Source organism: Pseudotabrizicola sp. L79, from assembly GCF_036553525.1.
Taxonomy (GTDB): domain Bacteria; phylum Pseudomonadota; class Alphaproteobacteria; order Rhodobacterales; family Rhodobacteraceae; genus Pseudotabrizicola.
On sequence record NZ_JAZHDA010000057.1, the window covers coordinates 206,100 to 222,004 of the forward strand.

Genomic DNA, 15,905 nt, shown 5'->3' on the forward strand with positions numbered 1-15,905 from the left:
CCAGACCCTAGCCATGCAGGCGCGCCGCAATGCGCGCGATGCCTTCGGCGATCTTGGTCGGCGCGATCGAGCTATAGGCCAGCCGGTAGAAATTGTCCTGACTGCGGGCGGGGTGAAAAAAGGCGCGGCCCGGTTCGATCAGCACCCCGTCGTCGCGCAAGACAAGCGCCAGCTGCTCGGTATCCACGCCCTCGGGCGCCCGCATCCAGATCGACGATCCGCCAAAGCCGCCTTTTCCCACAACCGTCAGCCCATGTTCGGCAATCGCGTCTTCCATCACCTGCCGCCGCCGCCGAAACGCCGTTTTCATCCGGTTGACCAGCGCATCATAATGCCCATCCGCCAGAAAATAGGCCACCGTGCGCTGCACATGGCCGGGCGGGTGGCGCAAGACCATCGCCCGCAGCGCCCGCGCCTCGGCGATGAAACTGGGGCTGGCCACCAGATAGCCCAAGCGCAGGCCCGGAAAGATGCTTTTGGAAAACGACCCCGCATAGATCACCCGGCCTTCGCGGTCCAACGACTTCAACGCCGGCGCCACGGGCTTGAGGAACGACATTTCAAATTCGTAATCATCCTCGACGATCACGAAATTGCCACGGCTGGCCGCATCAATCAGCCCCGCTCGCCGCGCCACCGGCATGGTGGCATTGGTCGGGCAGTGGTGCGATGGCGTGGTGAACACCACATCCACCCCCGCTGTCAGGTGCTCGGGCGGCAGCCCGCCGTCGTCCACATCCACCGGCACCACATCCGCGCCAGAAGCCTCCAGAATGGTGCGCAGCCCCGGATAGCCGGGATTTTCAACCAAAGCCCGCTTGCCCGGCCCCAGCAACACCTGTGCGGCAATCCACAGCGCATTCTGCGCCCCCAAGGTCAGCAACACCTCATCTGCGCGCGCCGCAATCCCGCGGCGGGGCAGAATGGTGCGCAAGACATGTTCAATCAGAACCGGGTCATCGCGCTCATAGTAATCGCTGGTCAGGGCCGCAAAGTCGCGCTTGCCCAAGGCGCGCAAGGCACAATGGCGCCAGTTCTGATGATCAAACAACGTGGCATCGGCCTGCCCGTAGATGAACGGAAAGGGGTATCTTTCCCAGTCTTCAGGCTTGCTGATGCGGGCCAGATGCGAAAACCGCCCCCCCGTCAGGGCGGTAAAATCCACCGCTTCGTCCCGCGCCGGGGCCTGCGGAAACACCGGGGCACGCGGGGCCGTCTCTGACACGAAATATCCCGACCGCCCCCGCGCCGTCAGATAATCAGACGACACCAGATCGGCATAGGCCAGGGTCACGGTGATCCGGCTGACCCCCAGATGCTCGGCCAGGCCGCGCGAGGACGGCATCTTTTCGCCCGGTCGCAACCGCCCCGCCAGAATGCCCTGAACCACCATCGACCGGATCCGGCTTTGCAAACTGCCCGCCGCGCCAGCGGGCAGAAAGAAGGCTTCGGCGGGAATGGACATGGCACGGCCCCACTGGCGGTCAGGATAAGTCCAGATCAAGCGCCATTCGCGCGCCATGTGCAAGACCTGCCGCAAATCCGGGCCGCAAGACCGGATCATCTGGACCTAAGCCCGAACTTCATCTGTTCTTAAATATCCCCGCCGGAGGCTCCCACCGCGCGGCTGGGCACCGCAGCAAAAGAAAATCCCCCGCCATCATGGCAGGGGATTTTCAGAACACGCGGCGCAGATCAGCCGAAAACGCGGGTCAGTGCGCCGTCGATAGCATTAGTGATATGGTCAATGTCATCCGCCGTCGCGATCAAGGCCGGGCTCAGGCACAGGGTGTTGTTCATGCCCGGAATGCTGCGGTTTGTGGCCCCGATGATCACCCCTTGCGCCATGCAATCGGCAACCACCGCCTGCACGCGCTTTTCATCCATCGGCTCTTTGGTTGCGCGATCCGAAACCAGCTCGGCCCCCAGGAACAGACCCTTGCCGCGCACATCACCGATCACCTTGTGCTTGTCCATCAGCGCATGAAGGTTGTTCAGGCAGTGCTCGCCCATCTTCAGCGTGTTGTCCAACAGGCCTTCGTCTTCGATGATCCGCATGTTTTCCAGCGCCGCCGCCGGGCCGGCGGTGCAGCCGCCAAAGGTGCTGATGTCGCGGAAATAGCTCATCGGATCGCTGGCATCATCCTTGAACATCTCGAACACGCGCTCGGTGGTCACGGTGCAGGAAATCGCCGCATAGCCGCTGGCCACGCCTTTGGCCATGGTCACGAAATCGGGCTTGATGCCGTAGTGCTGATAGCCGAACCAGGTGCCGGTCCGGCCCACGCCGCACACCACCTCGTCGATATGCAGCAAGATGTCATATTTCTGGCAAATCTCTTGCACCTTTTCCCAATAGCCCTTGGGCGGCACGATCACGCCGCCGCCTGCGGTGATCGGCTCCAGCACCAGACAGCCCACGGTATCGGGGCCTTCGCGCAAGATTACCTCTTCGATCGCCGCCGCCGCCCGTTCGCCGTAATTCTCGACATCCCATTGCTTGCGGTATTCCAGACAATGCGGAACGATCACAAAACCATCAGGATAGGGCCCATATTGCATGGCGCGCTGGAATTGACCGCTGGTGGCCAGCGTGCCGATGGTGGTGCCGTGGTAATCGCGTTCACGATACAGGATCTTCCACTTCTTGCCGCCATGGTGACGATGCGCAATCTGGCGCACCATCTTGTAAACCTTCTCATTCGCCTCGGACCCCGAGTTCGAATAATAGACGCGCGTCATGCCCGGCATCTTTGAAACCAGCTTTTGCGCGAACAAGGCCCCCGGCACCGATCCGGCGGCCCCGGCAAAATAGTTCATCTTGATCAGCTGATCGCGCACGGCATTGGCAATGCTTTCGCGGCCATAGCCGACATTGACTGTCCAGACCCCGCCCGACACGGCATCCAGACGCTCTTTGCCCTTGGCATCCCAGACCTTCATCCCCTTGCCCTCGACGATCACCCGCGGATCGACGGTTTCATAGGCCTTGTGCTGGCTCAGATGGTGCCAGACATGAACGCGGTCAGCCTCGACCACTTCAGAGATATCATTGACGGAAGCATAGCCTTCCATTGCGAAGCCCTTTCAAAGCTGAGAGACTGAACCCGATCTGCCGAAAGATGATCAACCAGCTTTCGGCCCTGATCAAGACAGCATCTGCCTTTGCACCGCGCAATCGTAGGTCCAGACGATCCGGCCACATAGTGCCAGATCAAAAATCAGTTGGCCGCCATGAAATGCACGGCAAAGATCGCCGTGCCGGCCTTATGGTCTGGGGAATTTCGGTGGAATATCGGTTTCCATTTTCCTGAACCACGGTCATGCGGCTGGACAGGTGACAAAATGCCCCAACCAATAAGGGCATAAGCAAGAACAAAACCACCCAACAAGGAGAAATGACAATGACTCTACGCAAAACCCTGATGAGCGCCGTTGCCGGAACCGCCCTGCTGGCAGGGTCGGGCGCGGCCTTTGCCATGGATGAACTGACCGTCGGTTACTTCCTCGAATGGCCGATGCCTTTCCAATATGCCAAAGCAATGGGCACTTACGATGAAGCCTTGGGCATGAAGGTGAACTGGGTGGCCTTTGACACCGGCACCGCAATGTCGGCGGCCATGGCGGCGGGCGATGTGCATCTGTCGGTCAGCCAGGGCGTGCCGCCCTTTGTTGTCGCCACCAGCGCCGGGCAAGATCTGCAAATCGTGGATGTGGCCGTATCCTATTCGGAAAACGACAACTGCGTTGTGCGCAGCGATCTGGAAATCGACAAGACCAATGCCGCTGATCTGGCTGGCAAGAAAGTGGCCGTGCCCCTCGGCACCGCCGCGCATTACAACTTCCTTAAGCAAATGGCGCATTTCGGCGTGGATCTGGCCAGCCTTGAGGTGGTGGACATGGCCCCGCCAGACGGCTCGGCCGCCTTTGCCCAAGGCTCGGTCGATATGTTCTGCGGCTGGGGCGGTTCGCTGCGCCGCGCGTTGGAGGGCGGCAACGTTCTGCTGACCGGCGCTGAAAAGGAAGAACTGGGCATTCTGGTGTTTGACGCCACCACCGCCTCGGCCTCGTTCTTGGCTGAAAACAGCGATGTCGTGTCGAAATTCCTGAAAGTCACCGCAGATGCCAATGCGATGTGGGCAGACGATGCGAAAAAGGCCGAAATGCTGCCCGTGATCGCCAAGGATTCGGGCATGGATGAAGCCGCGGCAGGCGAAACCATCGCCACCTTCGTCTTCCCCAGCGTGGAGGATCAGCTTTCGGCCAAATGGCTGGGCGGCGGCGCGCAGGAATTTATGAAGGGCGTCGCGGATGTCTTTGTGACGGCAAATTCGATCCCGGCTGCCTTGCCTGACTATTCCGCACAGGTGAATGTCGGCCCGCTGACCTCGGCCAAGGGCATGTAAGCCAATATCGAACCGGCGGGTGGCCCGATCTTGGGCCGCCCGTTTTTTCTGGGACTTTTCACCCGGGGTCAGAATGTCCAACTTGATCATCGACAATATCTCGATGCGCTTTGATCTGCCCAATGGCGGCTCTGTTCAGGCGCTTCAAAACGTCTCTCTCAACCTGAAAGAGGGAGAGCTTTTGTCCGTGCTTGGCCCCTCGGGCTGTGGCAAGACAACACTTCTCAACATCCTTGCGGGCTTTCTGGCCCCAACCGAAGGCCAGATCCTTCTGGGCGGCAAGAAAGTCACGGGCCCCGCGGCCGAGCGGGGGATGGTCTTTCAGCAAGGCGCGCTGTTCGAATGGATGAGCGTGCGCAAGAACATTGATTTCGGCCCCCGCATGAAGGGCATGCCACAGGCCGAGCGTGACAAGATCACGGCCCATCTGCTGAACACCGTGGGTCTGAAGGATTTCGGCGACAAGGCGGTCTATGAACTTTCGGGCGGCATGCAGCAGCGCGTGGCGCTTGCGCGCTGTCTGGCCAATGACCCTGATGTCATCTTGATGGACGAACCCTTGGGCGCGCTTGACGCGCTGACGCGTGAAAAGATGCAAGGCCTGGTGCTGAAGCTGTGGAAGGAAACCGGCAAGACCGTGGTTCTGATCACCCATTCGGTCGAAGAGGCGCTGCTTCTGGGCGAACGCCTGCTGGTCATGGCCCCCCGTCCGGGCCGCATCTTCAAGGAATACCGCCTGCCCTTTGCCGAACGCGGCGTGGGCGGCGATTTGCGGGCGGTCAAGAAATCCGAAGGCTTTGCCGAAACGCGTGAGGAAATCCTGTCGATGATCTGGGGCATGGAAGAAGAAATCATGGGCAGATCGGAGACCGCAGCATGATGGTGCTTGTCTTTTATGTGGCGATTTTCGTCGCCTCGATGCTGGTCTGGGGCCGCATCAAGGCACATCGCGAACGGCATGACTATACGTCGCTGAAAACGGTCACCTTTGGCGATGAAAGCGCGATCGTGCCAGATCGCGTCGCCAGCATCATTTCCCTTCTGGCCATCTTTCTGATCTGGGGGGCCTTCACCGGATCAAAGATCGTGCCGCTGCATGTGCCGGGGCCTTTTGTCGGGGAAACCACCTTTACCTACACCGCCCGTGATGCCACCGGGGCGCAGGGCGATGCCGAGGTCAAGGTTCTGGTTTACAAAGACAGCGCCAAACCCGCCGCCCCCGCAGTGGCCGAAGGCGATGGCATTGCCAAGGGCGATTCCGACGTGGTTGCCGCATGGCGGTCGGTGCTGTTGCGGCCGGCGGCGAATGATGCGCCGGGCGCTGAAATCGTGGCCGTCAACGGCCAACCGATCAGCGTTGACACCCCCCTTGCGGTCGAGAATGGTCAGGTGGTGCTGACCTCGCGCGGGTCGCTGAACTTTCAACCCTATGGCGGCTGGCAGATGGAGCCGATCTGGCTGCCCGCACCCGAAGCCGTGGTGGCCCGCCTGATCGAGATTTCCAGCACCGGCTATCAGAACACCTCGCTTTGGGGCCATCTGGCGGCTTCGTTGGGCCGGGTTCTGGCCGGGTTCTTTCTGGGGTCTTTGGTCGGCATCCCCCTGGGCTATGCCATGGGCCTGTCCAGCTGGTTCCGCGGCTGGTTCGACCCGATCGTCGAATTCATGCGGCCCGTGCCGCCCTTGGCGCTGATCCCGCTGGTGATCATCTGGTTCGGCATCTGGGAAACCGGCAAGATCGTGCTGCTGTTCCTGGCCGCCCTGTGGATCATGGTCATCGCCGCGCGGTCGGGTGTGTCGGGGGTCAAGCTGTCAAAGATCCATGCCGCCTATTCACTGGGCGCCAGCAAGGCGCAGATCATGCGCCATGTGATCATCCCCAACTCGCTGCCCGATATCTTTACCGGGGCACGGGTGGCAATGGGGGTGTGCTGGGGCACGGTGGTTGCCGCAGAACTGGTGGCCGCCCAAAAAGGCGCGGGCATGATGATCATCGCGGCGTCAAAGTTCCAGCTGACCGACATCGTGGTGATGGGCATCATCCTGATCGGCATCATCGGGTATGGAATGGATATCCTGATGCGCCTGGCCGAAAAAAAGCTGGTGCCCTGGAAGGGCCGCGGCTAAGGCAAACCCAAAGGCGCAAGGGGCACCGTCCCTTGCGCATTGACAAGGCACCACACTTACCAAACAGAAAAACAAAAACGCGGGCTGGCTTTCAGGGGCTGCCCGCGATCAGTCATATGTGATCCGCAATCGCCGGGTCGTGGCCCCTTTGATCTTGTCCTCAGACAGCAACTAAGCCATGGACGGCTTTCTTGAAACTGGACTGCGACGCCTGAGGGACCAAGATTTCCCGAACCGCCTTAGCCTGTTCAGCGGGCGTCAACGTGCCCTCTTCAATCCGGGCTGACAGGGCAGCAACCCGCACCCCAAAAGACCAAGTTTCAGCGAGATAACGAAAAAAAGCCATGTTTGCCCCCTTGTGACAGCACAGGATGCGGATAGCCAACTTCACACATTTCTGCAATTGCGAAGCTCGAATAGCTGCGTTGCAGCAAGGGATCGTACTACGGCCATCAGGCGCGTGTCGTTCTTGTCTGAGGTGACCTGCCACGCGATTTTTCCTCCATCTACGATTGGAGGCCGGACAATGAAGCGACCGATACGAAGCGAAGAGCAGATCCGGCCGCGCCAGCATGCCAGCGGCCTCGCGATAGGCATCGGCCCAGGCGCGCGCGTCATCTGCCATGGCGCCGAGACCAAGATCGGGCGGTGCTACATAGGCCCGGGCCAGCGCCGCCGAAAACGCGTCGGCCGCTGCCGTGCCGGCCGCCGTCGCGCCCCCCTCGAAGGGGTTGTCGATCCGGCTCAGGTCCACCGCGTCGAGCGTGCCGAATGCCGTTCTCATCGACCTCGTAAAGATCGAAGCCTGGATTACCTGCTGGTGTTCTGCAGAGTGCGGGCTCTGCCGCGAGTATCAGGTCAATTGCATCCGCCTCGAGCTGCATGCGCTGCTCTTGGTCAAGACCATCTGGATCCTGCTCCTCGTCATCTACATGTGCTCCGACATAGGATATGAACGGGCGTCCGGCAGCGTGCCCCGCAGAGCTCTTGCCAGCCCCACCAGCGCTTCTGCCGCCACCTCCGCTCGCGGCATCCCTGACGCCATTGCCCCGACCGTTGGCATCGACGTTACCGCGCTTATCGCCTTTTCCTGGCCCTTTGCTCCCGCCGCTAGAACCAGTGCGCACATTGTCACCCGCATCTGGGTCAGTGGTTCCAGGCGCGATATCAGGCATATCGTCCCCATAAAGGTTCTTGGCTTCGTCATAGACGTCACCGTCGGAAAAAATCTCGGCGGCTGCTTCTGTGGAGGCCGGGGGCTTGGGCTCTGGGCTAGCATCCTGCACCCCTACGGAAGCAGGAACAGGTTGGCGCCAGCACCGGTCTTCTCGCGGTCTGGCTGCCCTCGGCGACCCAGATGCCGGCGCAGTGGTCGGCCCAGCGGCACAGCGCGCAGTCGGCGCAGGGGACGGGGCGCGTGAGCGAAGGGGCAGCCACGAACGCCTCGAGCCGTGCCCGCGCGCCGCGTGCATAATGGGCGTAGTCGGCGAGCCGCAGGGTCGCCAAGGCGGTAACCTTTCGACGTGAAGTCTGGTTCTTCCACAACGCCCTCACGTGGAGAAACTCGTTCGATCCTGATCACACGCCCACTCATGGCCATCCATCTTCCTTTCGAAGCTTCTGTCTGCCTTTCGCCAGTTCCTCTGCAGCGGTGAGAGAATCAGGTCGACAGGCAACAGATACCTTCTTAGCCTCCAAGGGTGTCAAAAATTGGCAGGCTGCGAGGCGCGCATGTCCTTTTCCAAGGCTCAGGATCTGATCCGGCTCGCACAGTTGGCTGCGGCAAGACGCTGCGGGATCAGCCTCGAGGAGATCGCGCTGGAATTCGGAGTGTCCCACCGGACAGCGCAGCGGATGACCGACGCGCTGGAAGAAGCCTTTGGAAACGTCTTGGTAGAGGATGGCGAGGACCGCAAACGGCGCTGGCGCCTGATCGATCCCGGCCTCGACCGCCTGCAACTTCGCCATGAAACAGGTGTGGAAGCCTTGGAGATCGCCGTTCGTGGGGCGGAGGCCGAGGGTCGGCTACGACATGCACGAGCCTTGGCTGATCTGCGCGAGGGGCTGCTGGCTCAGGCGCCCTCCCGATCCCGTATCGAAACCGACGCAGAGGCGGTCCTGGCCGCCATGGGGCAGGTCACGCGCCCCGGCCCGAAAGTCAGCGTCGAAACGGACGTGCTCGATGCCATCATCGAGGCACTGCGCGGCCCGTTTCGCCTGAGTGTGCGCTACAACCAGGACGACGCAAACCGCATCCTGGAACCACATGGCGTCTTGCTCGGCCACCGGACATACCTAGCGGCACGCGACCCCGCCAAAGCAGACGAGGTACGCAATTTCCGCATCGACCTGATCCGCACGGCGGAAGTCCTCGACGAGAGCTTCCCGCTTCAGGAGGGTTTCAGCATCGTGGATTACGCTGCACGGTCCTTCGGGGTCTGGCAGGATCCCGAACAATACGGCGAGGTGATCTGGCGCTTCGCGCCTGAGGCAGCCGAGCGCGCCGCCGGCTTTCGCTTTCATCCTCGGCAAGTGCTTGAGCCGCAAGACGACGGCAGCATTGTCGTGCGTTTCGAGGCAGCAGGCTGGCTGGAGATGACCTGGCACCTCTACCAGTGGGGGAACAAGGTCGAGGTCATTGCCCCGGAGGCGCTTCGGGCGATGGTGGACGGATACCGCCGGTCCGATTTCGGCGCGATGCCGTGAACGAGTATTAGAAACGGAGGAATTCGATGACGGACAGCCTGTCGTTTAGCGCCTTAAAGGAGAAGCAACGCGCGATCCGTGCAGGCTTCCCCGAGACGATGGGCCTGCGCGTACACCGCTCCATCAGCTGGATCGGACGAGCCGAGTCGTGCGGCGACGATCACGATGCACGCTTCATCTTCCTCTGGATCGCTTTCAACGCAGCCTATGCGGACGAGCGCGAATTCCAGTGGGTTGCACCCGGGGAAAGGGCTGCTATCGTCGATTATTTTGGCAAGCTGGTGGCGCGGGATGAAGAGCGACGCGTTTACAAGGCGCTATGGCAAAGGTTCTCAGGTCCAGTTCGGATGCTCATGGAGAACCGCTTCGTATTTAACCCATTCTGGCAGCATCAGAACGGCATAGACGGGTTCGAGGATTGGGAGGAAAGGTTCCGGACCTCCTCGCGCAGCTTTGCACAGGCGTTCCAGGCCGGCGACAGCGTTCGCGTTCTCAGCTTCGTCTTCGACCGGCTCTACGTGCTGCGCAATCAGCTGGTGCATGGCGGATCGACGTGGAACAGCGGCGTGAACCGAGCACAGGTACGTGACGGCGCCGCGATACTCGGCTTCCTTCTCCCGGTCTTCGTGGACCTGATGATGGACAACCCGAAGGAGGATTGGGGGCGTCCCTTCTACCCGGTGGTCGAGTAGCCAGATTGTCCAAAGTTCATACGCTCAATAGTTCAATCAGCGGCGACTCTAGTTCTGCGTGAGTTCCGCACACCCCGCTGCAATCAGAGCGTCGGCACAGGCGTCCATCTCATCCGGGGAACGGGTCGGATCATCAGCCTCGCCCCGCGGCACGAAGAGCACGAGACCGGCCCGGGCCCGGGTAAGCAACACGCGATAGCCATTCAGCCGAAAACGCTGTTTCTCAGTGTCTCGTGCAATCTGCCATCGAGGCGCACGCATCATCCTGGGCAGCCAACCCTGATCAGTCCAGATCAGGTCTTGCCCTGCGCAGCCCGCTCGGCCGCGACGGCGGCCTCGTAGCGTTGCGCAATCCCGGCCTCGAGCCGGTCCCGCAGCCGCTTCACGCGGGCGGTTTCGGCGAGCGCCGTGGTCTGCAGATCCAGCAGCATCTCGGGCGGCAGCGCCGCGATGTCGCTGAGGGCGAGCCCTTCGAGATCAATGAGGCGGGGGGCGTTGTCAGGGTGCGGCATGGCAGGGTCTCCGTTGGAAGGGAATGGCAGTGCCATCACGCGGCGCGTTCTTCGAGGAGCAGCGCCGAGAGCGAGGCGTTGGCGGCCTTGGGTCTGGGTCGCGCGATGGCGATGTAGGCGAAGCGGTCGGGGCCCACGCGCTCCTGCACGAGGTGGACGAGGCCCTTCTCGAAGGCGCCCAGCGCGGCCTGACCGAGATCGGCAAGCTGACGGCGCTCAGGCTCGGGCAAGGTCGAAATCACCGGCGTGACATCGATCCCGAGAAAGCCGCAGTGGTACTCTATCCTGGCCCCAGCCTCGGCCTGCGCGATCCAGGCGTAGAGCTCAACATCAGTGAGCTGCGGCCTCGCTACGCGGGCGCCGATCGGGGTTGCGGCGACCATCAGCATACCGGGAATGGCGAACGGATCGATGTCGAGACGGCATTTAAGAACCCCAAGCACCCGTTCCGCGTCGCAATCGTCTGTGCGATGTGGCTGACCGGCTTCGACGTGGAATGCCTGTCGACGCTCTATATCGACAAGCCGATGAAGGCCCACACGCTGATGCAGGCCATAGCGCGCGCGAACAGGGTGTATCCTGGAAAGGATTTCGGCCTGATTGTCGACTACAATGGAATGCTCGCCAGCCTGCGAGCAGCGCTCGCGCAGTACGCGCTCGGTGATGATGGCACAGGCGGAGAAGAGATCATCGCCCCCATCGAGGAGAGGGTGCAGGCACTGCTCGAAGCTATCGAGGCGACCGAGGCGCATCTGAGGAGCCTCGGCTTCGACCCAAGCGTTCTGCTCGGCTCGAAGGGCTTTGTGCGCATCAGGGGTCTGAAGGACGCCGTGGAAGCCGTCTATTCGACGGATGAGTCCAAGCGGCGCTTCGAGATTCTCGCACGGCAGGTGTTCATTCGCTTCAAGGCGCTGCTGATGGAGCCTAGCGCCTGGGCATACGCTGAACGACACGACAACATCGAAGCAATCTACAAGAAGCTGACCGAGCGGCGCGACACGGCTGACGTGACAGAGCTGTTGAAGGAGTTACACCGGATAGTCAACGAGGCCATCCGGACGCAGGCGCCAGGAGACGACCAAGCCGAAGGACTGACCTTCGACCTCAGTCAGATCGATCTTGAGAAGCTGCGCGATGAATTTGCAAAGAAGGTCAGACGCAAAGCGACCGCGCTTCAGGACATTCGAGACATCGTCGAACAGAAACTCGCCGAGATGCTGGCGCGCAATCCCGCAAGAATGGACTATCAGGTGAAGTACGAGGCAATCATCGCCGACTACAATCGGGAGAAAGACCGAACCACCATCGAGGAGACATTCCGTCGACTGGTCGAGCTCGTGAACAGTCTGGACCAGGAACAGAAGCGCGCAACGAAGGAGGGGCTTGGCGAGGATGAACTCGCGCTCTTCGACCTGCTGCTCAAGGATAACCTGGACAAGACGTCTCGTGAGCGGGTGAAGCAGGCGAGCCGCGACCTCTTGGCATCCATAAAGGCGCGCCTGGCTGAGCTCGATCGCTTCTGGGAGAAGGAACAGACCAAGGCAGACGTCGAGGTCTTCATATTGGACGAAGTCTTCGCAAGTTTGCCGTCACCGCCGTTCACGCCCGATGAAAAGAAAGCGCTTGCAGCAAGCGTCTACGCCCATGTGTGGCAGCAGGCCGTGAACGGTGGCTTCGCGCAGGCGGCATAGGGCCGTTCGCTGATCGTTCGATCCGGGTTCCAGCGGCTTGGCGAACGGAACTGCGAACCCCGCCCAGTGCGCCCCCACTCTAAGCCTAATGATTTCAGTAGCATGGCGCTCTGAACCGAACCGCGCGCGGTTAATAGGTCCGGAGAATATTGGCCCTGAGAGACTGCTTCCGAGGCTCTTGGCACCGGGGCCGGTTAACTGCCCGTCCCGCATAACCCTCGAAAACAACGTAAAAAACCGGCCGCAGCCGGATGGGAAGAACACTTTCGCTGGGGCAAGTGGCGGAGGGAACGGGACTGCGGTCGAACCTTCTCTGAGCCCGGCCGAATAGGCAGAGCCCACTAGAGGACTTGTAACTATCTGACTTGCATATCGTTTTCGCTGACACCTTCGTTTCCCTGCGCCCAGGTGGGGGCGCGCGAAAGGAGTCGAAGATGCGTGAAACTTGTTTGAACCAGACAGAGTTGGCAGCACGCTGGAAAATCAGCCCGAGGACGCTGGAACGGTGGCGCTGGATTGGGGACGGGCCTCGGTTCCTAAAAATCGGCGGTCGTGTGATCTACAGGATTGAAGACGTGGAAGCGTTCGAGCGCGCCGCGCTGAGTGCTGCCGCAGAACAGTATCGAAAGGATTGAGCACCACATGATTGCGTATTCTGGTCTGCCTTCATAAGCCACCGTTATCGTTCAGTAATCGGCGTTCCGATTCTGCACCGATCTTGAATTTGGCTTGGCGGGCTGATCTTCTCGGACGCCTCTCTTGGGTGGACCAGCATATGCAGCAACCGCGAACAATTACCCGCCGTGATCTGTATGATCTTGTTTGGAGCAAGCCGATGTCGACGCTGGCCATTGAGTTCGGCATCTCCGACCGAGGTCTGGCCAAGGTCTGCGGTCGACACCGCATTCCCGTGCCGCCGCGAGGCTATTGGGCGAAGGTGGCTGCCGGAGAACGACCGAAGGTGCCACCCTTTCTTGAATGGAAGGATCGCAGCCTTGATCAGGTCATTGTTCGCGGTGCGATTTCATCGCTCCCCGACAGCATCGCCGAACTTGCCATGAAGCGTAAGGCCGAGCGTCAAGGCCGCGGAACTTCGGAAAAGGAAGCTTCCGACGTTCCCCTGTCTATGGTCACAATCCCCCATCCAACCGTCGCAAAGACCGCAAAAGCACTTCGCACAAAAAAGCCGGACAGCGATGGCGTGGTCAGCGCCACCGGTCCCGGGCACTGCGGCGTCATCGTCAGTTCAACGTGCACCGAGCGTGCCGTCGTCATCCTCGATGGGCTGGCCCGAGGTCTCGAAGGGAGTGGCCTTACACTGATACCTGAGGGGGACAAAATGTCCCTGAAGCGCGGCACGGACGCTGTGAACTTCACTCTGCTCGAGCGGACGAAGCGGGTGAAGTATGTTCCATCGCCCGAAGAAATTGCCCGGGAAGACCGTCGCAAAGAAAAGCAGGCGCGATCATGGCGGCGAAACGACTGGGATAGCTCGCCTTTTGGGTACAGCCCTCCGTGGCCGGAGTATGTCACCGAGTGGACTGGCGAACTGGTCTTCGCGATTGATGTTTGGGCAGACGGACTCCGGAAGACCTGGGGTGACGGAAAGATTCAGCGGATCGAGCGCCTGTTGCCGGACATCGTCGCCGGGATCGAACTGGTCCTCGAATTTATCCGCGTGCGCCGCGAAGAACGTGAAGATCGCGAACGGAAATGGCAAGAACTGCAGCGCCGACGAAAACTTGCCCAAGCCCGAAAAGATCGGGAGGAGAAACGCCTTGCACATCTGAGGCACATTATAGACCTGCGGCGTGAGGCCCGAGATATTCGAGATTGGCTGGCAAGCTTGCCGCATGAGATCAATCCCACAGAGGAAAGCGATCTTGCTCGTATGATAACTTGGGTTGGCCGTCGTCTTGCTGAAATTGATCGGCAAACCGGAATCGAAGCCGCTCAGTCCTTCGCTGGAACGAACGGCTTGTTCCCTGGGGTGGATGAACTGCATGACCCAGAAGGCGATCCGCTTCCTGGTTCGGTATGGGACCACTAAAGGCCCGAACGGAGTGTGTTGGCCAGCATCTGGAGCAGATCTACCGTTGAGGGCAAACCTTCCCATCTGGGCGCGAACAGGATCAACCGATTGATATTCCCTGACTTCTCGGTATGGTCGGTTCCGATCGGGAGCGGGCCAGCCACCCGGCGGACTTCATTTGGGTCCGGTCGATCAGGCTGACGGTCAGCCCTCGCATTTGCGGTTCAACATCGAAGCACATCGGGATACACATGCGCCGCCGGGGCTGGCACAGCTCCAATGAGTCGCAGTAAGCCCTGTATGAGAAAGTAAGCGAATGAAGGGGCGACGTCGGAATGCCGAGTTGACCCAGAGTGGAGATGAAAAGTTTGACTATCCAGAAGGATGAGATACTCGACAAGTTGGCGGACCGCGGCAACGTCGCACAGTTCGTAGCTTTCCGCCCGGATAGTCATAGGCTTCCGCAGCAGAGCTATTCTCGGGTGGCCGGGTATGAGCGGAATCACAGGTTTGAAAATACTCCCGAGGCAATCTCTGCACTAATCAAAGCGAGCGGAGAAAAAAGCGTTAATGTGCGCAGCTATCTGCCAGAAGACCCGCGTAGCAAGGAGTTTGTTTACGGACTGAAGACCGCAGAGGCCGCGATGGAAGCCGTCCAACGTCTAAGTCAGGAGGGTCTTTCAACAATTGTGAATGAGACAATTGACGTCACGGATGGAGGAGTTTCCGGAGTAGTCCAGGGCGACACGATGGAGTTTAGTCCTGACGACACGCCTCGTTGCGTCGAAAAGCCAGGGGTGCTTTCCCTGGCGTTTGCGCAGGGCATTGAATTAATCAAGAAGGTATATGGTTTTAGTCCGGACCTTTTGAATAATTCTGGAGAGCGAACGGAATTCAGTATTCACCCGAAGGTTCGTGGCTGGAAGTCAAATCACACGGTGCTGTGGGAGCACGAAGAGAATACTGTTGCGCCATCCTCGGTAGAAACGCTCTGGCCCAACAATTTTAGTCGCTTCATTGGCGACAAAGCATTTGGCCTATTGGTGGCAGACGGACTTGGTATTCCTGTGCCCCGCACCCTAGTAATCTCAAGGCGTGTAGCGCCCTTCACTTTTGGGCTGCATACCGGGTCAAGTGAGGTCTGGATCCGCACCTGCCCGAGGGAGCCACAACCAGGACTCTATACTACGGCTAAGGGCTGGCTCGACCCATTTAAACTCCTTGCACTCGAAGATCCGAGCGGTAACGGAATCAGCTCTGTTTTGAGGCAGGATGCCGTACATGCTGCCTGGAGCGGTGCGGCAATAGCGGGACCTGACGGCGCGATAGCCATTGAGGGCGTGCCCGGCGAGGGGGACCGACTCATGCTGGGCCTCGAGAGTCCAAGTCAGCTACCCAGCAATGTCATTTCAGACGTCGAAAACATGTATTGCGACCTTCGACGAACTCTGGGACATGTTCGGATCGAGTGGGTTCATGACGGCGTACGCACTTGGTGCGTACAACTCCACATCGGCCAAACATACACGCAAGGCTCAACGATTGTGCCTGGCGAGGCCGCGACTTGGGTCGAAATTCGCGCTGATGAAGGCCTTTCAGCTATCCGTGAGCAACTGGCTTCGCTGTCAAAGGAAAATGGTGTCCTGCTGATCGGCAATGTGGGCGTGACGAGCCACATCGCCGATTTGCTCAGAAAGAGGGGGGGGCCTTCTAGAATTGTTCAAGCGACATCAGTGTGA

Annotated in this window: 13 protein-coding genes and 1 pseudogene; 9 read left to right on the forward strand and 5 right to left on the reverse strand. The window is 60.2% G+C overall.

What is annotated here, in order from left to right; all coding sequences use genetic code 11:
* Window positions 1-7: 7 nt before the first annotated feature.
* On the reverse strand, window positions 8-1,564 hold the full coding sequence (gene pdxR / locus V3C85_RS19250; protein ID WP_331797199.1) for a MocR-like pyridoxine biosynthesis transcription factor PdxR: 1,557 nt from the start codon (window positions 1,562-1,564) through the stop codon (window positions 8-10).
* 131 nt (window positions 1,565-1,695) lie between these two features.
* Window positions 1,696-3,075, reverse strand: a complete 1,380-nt coding sequence (tpa, locus tag V3C85_RS19255) for a hypotaurine--pyruvate aminotransferase Tpa (RefSeq protein ID WP_331797200.1) — start codon at window positions 3,073-3,075, stop codon at window positions 1,696-1,698.
* A 329-nt stretch (window positions 3,076-3,404) separates the two neighbouring features.
* On the opposite strand from tpa, the gene V3C85_RS19260 reads away from it, so the two are divergent.
* The 3 genes from V3C85_RS19260 to V3C85_RS19270 all read left to right on the forward strand — a co-directional run bounded on the left by V3C85_RS19260 (window position 3,405) and on the right by V3C85_RS19270 (window position 6,533).
* Complete coding sequence (locus tag V3C85_RS19260; RefSeq protein ID WP_331797202.1) at window positions 3,405-4,406, forward strand: taurine ABC transporter substrate-binding protein; 1,002 nt, start codon at window positions 3,405-3,407, stop codon at window positions 4,404-4,406.
* Window positions 4,407-4,479: 73 nt separating this feature from the next.
* Window positions 4,480-5,286, forward strand: a complete 807-nt coding sequence (locus tag V3C85_RS19265; RefSeq protein WP_331797203.1) for a taurine ABC transporter ATP-binding protein — start codon at window positions 4,480-4,482, stop codon at window positions 5,284-5,286.
* Window positions 5,283-6,533 (forward strand): ABC transporter permease, encoded by a 1,251-nt coding sequence (locus V3C85_RS19270; protein ID WP_331797204.1) that lies wholly within the window; start codon window positions 5,283-5,285, stop codon window positions 6,531-6,533. The genes V3C85_RS19265 and V3C85_RS19270 overlap by 4 nt, the downstream gene beginning before the upstream one ends.
* 565 nt (window positions 6,534-7,098) lie before the next feature.
* On the opposite strand, the pseudogene V3C85_RS19460 reads toward V3C85_RS19270, so the two are convergent.
* Window positions 7,099-7,302, reverse strand: a pseudogene (locus tag V3C85_RS19460) (hypothetical protein); the annotation flags it as partial.
* A 962-nt stretch (window positions 7,303-8,264) separates the two neighbouring features.
* On the opposite strand from V3C85_RS19460, the gene V3C85_RS19280 reads away from it, so the two are divergent.
* Together V3C85_RS19280 and V3C85_RS19285 are read left to right on the forward strand one after the other, a co-directional pair.
* Window positions 8,265-9,239 carry a helix-turn-helix transcriptional regulator gene (locus V3C85_RS19280; protein ID WP_331797206.1) on the forward strand — a complete coding sequence of 325 codons (975 nt, stop codon included), beginning with the start codon at window positions 8,265-8,267 and terminating at the stop codon, window positions 9,237-9,239.
* 26 nt (window positions 9,240-9,265) lie between these two features.
* Window positions 9,266-9,931 (forward strand): HEPN domain-containing protein, encoded by a 666-nt coding sequence (locus tag V3C85_RS19285; RefSeq protein ID WP_165905395.1) that lies wholly within the window; start codon window positions 9,266-9,268, stop codon window positions 9,929-9,931.
* A gap of 48 nt (window positions 9,932-9,979) precedes the next feature.
* Here V3C85_RS19285 and V3C85_RS19465 read toward each other — a convergent pair whose 3' ends face one another.
* A complete protein-coding gene (locus V3C85_RS19465) occupies window positions 9,980-10,195 on the reverse strand; it encodes a DNA/RNA helicase domain-containing protein (RefSeq protein ID WP_445942044.1) in 216 nt (71 codons plus the stop codon).
* Window positions 10,196-10,224: 29 nt separating this feature from the next.
* A complete protein-coding gene (locus V3C85_RS19290; RefSeq protein WP_331797207.1) occupies window positions 10,225-10,443 on the reverse strand; it encodes a hypothetical protein in 219 nt (72 codons plus the stop codon).
* A 23-nt stretch (window positions 10,444-10,466) separates the two neighbouring features.
* Between V3C85_RS19290 and V3C85_RS19295 the strand changes: the two genes are divergently transcribed.
* The 4 genes from V3C85_RS19295 (at window position 10,467) to V3C85_RS19310 (ending at window position 15,905) form a co-directional block, all read left to right on the forward strand.
* Window positions 10,467-12,134: a type I restriction enzyme endonuclease domain-containing protein gene (locus V3C85_RS19295; protein WP_331797208.1), complete on the forward strand. Its 1,668-nt coding sequence runs from the start codon at window positions 10,467-10,469 to the stop codon at window positions 12,132-12,134.
* Window positions 12,135-12,568: 434 nt separating this feature from the next.
* The gene (locus V3C85_RS19300; protein WP_331797209.1) at window positions 12,569-12,769 is read left to right on the forward strand and encodes a helix-turn-helix transcriptional regulator; all 201 of its coding nucleotides are present in this window, start codon (window positions 12,569-12,571) and stop codon (window positions 12,767-12,769) included.
* Between the two features lie 200 nt (window positions 12,770-12,969).
* Entirely contained in the window at window positions 12,970-14,184 is a 1,215-nt protein-coding gene (locus V3C85_RS19305; RefSeq protein WP_331797210.1) for a hypothetical protein, read from the forward strand.
* A gap of 341 nt (window positions 14,185-14,525) precedes the next feature.
* A complete protein-coding gene (locus V3C85_RS19310; protein ID WP_331797211.1) occupies window positions 14,526-15,905 on the forward strand; it encodes a hypothetical protein in 1,380 nt (459 codons plus the stop codon).